Origin of the sequence: Paramuribaculum intestinale (assembly GCF_003024925.1) — a bacterium.
In the GTDB taxonomy this organism is placed as follows: Bacteria; Bacteroidota; Bacteroidia; order Bacteroidales; family Muribaculaceae; genus Paramuribaculum; species Paramuribaculum intestinale.
The window spans coordinates 1-1,119 of sequence record NZ_PUED01000368.1; the positions used below are offsets into that span (position 1 = coordinate 1).

Below are 1,119 nucleotides of genomic sequence, written 5' to 3' on the forward strand. Positions count from 1 at the left end.
ATAAAATCCTTATCTATGCATTTAGCTTAAGTACATGACAAAAATTTGAAAACATCGAATTTTGGGGTATAAGTCGGACGCAGAAGTATTGTTGAAATCTCCTCCAAACCATACTTAACAAGCGACTTTGCCTTTCTTCCATGCTTCAGAATCCTTATCGGTTTAATATTTATTATTGCTGTCCGATAAAACTCAAATAGCGCAATAAAGTATGGCTCGAACGCTGATTTTACGGTGTTCGAGTCTTCTTTTTTATTTTACAAGCCCCCTCAGTCAAACAATGACGGTTCGGGAGGTGCTCCGGAGGCCTCGGAAAGGATGATTTCCCACTCTTTTTCCGGGTTGTTAAACAGGCTGTTGAAGTCAACGTAGTACATCAGGGTAATTCTGACCATTGTTGCCAGCCCGGAGAAGCTCCACTGGCGTTTCAGCCCCTTCTGCATCACCATCAGCAGTAGATTGGCGATTAGTGTGATCCAGATCTGGATCTTGATGGCATTGGCGCTCTCGCCATAGAAGTATTTGAGTGGAAAGTTTTGTTTCATCTGCTTGAACAGCAGCTCAATTTCCCATCTCTGTCGGTATATCGCGATGATTTCCTCCGGGTCGGACTCCATATCGTTGGTCAGCAGCGATATCAGTCTGCGCTTTTTGACATCCACATAAGTGATTATGCGTGATTTATGTCGAATGGCCTCTCCGCCTTTAACCTGCTTTACAAACTCCACTTGCTGTATCCTGACCTCCATCAGTCCGTCAGGAGTCTGATACATGGTGTCCGACAATATGCTGTATTTCAGGCTCTTCTTCATCTTGGTGACGTATGTTACGCCACGCTCCGTCAGTTGTTGGAACTTCTCATAGTCGATGTATGCGCGATCCATTGCCATTATGTCGCCTTTACTCAATGTTGTTGGCTTGAGCATGAATGAGTCGTTTGTAGCCGCTGATGTGAACTTTATATCCGACGGCACACCTTCGTTGGCATGTATGACGGTATGAACCTTGATTCCGCCTTCTATGTTGTATTCCAAAATTCTCGTTGAGATTTAGAAAAGATTAACGTTAAAAATCAATTGCTTATGTTTCTGTGCCGATTATGTAGGCACAAAAGAGTCA

At 43.5% G+C, this 1,119-nt stretch carries 2 pseudogenes; both read right to left on the reverse strand.

The annotated features are described in order from the left end of the window. Window positions 1–26: 26 nt before the first annotated feature. A pseudogene (locus C5O24_RS13620) lies at window positions 27–170 on the reverse strand (IS4 family transposase); the annotation flags it as partial. A gap of 99 nt (window positions 171–269) precedes the next feature. Next, a pseudogene (locus C5O24_RS13625) lies at window positions 270–1,019 on the reverse strand (IS4 family transposase); the annotation flags it as partial. Window positions 1,020–1,119: the final 100 nt, after the last annotated feature.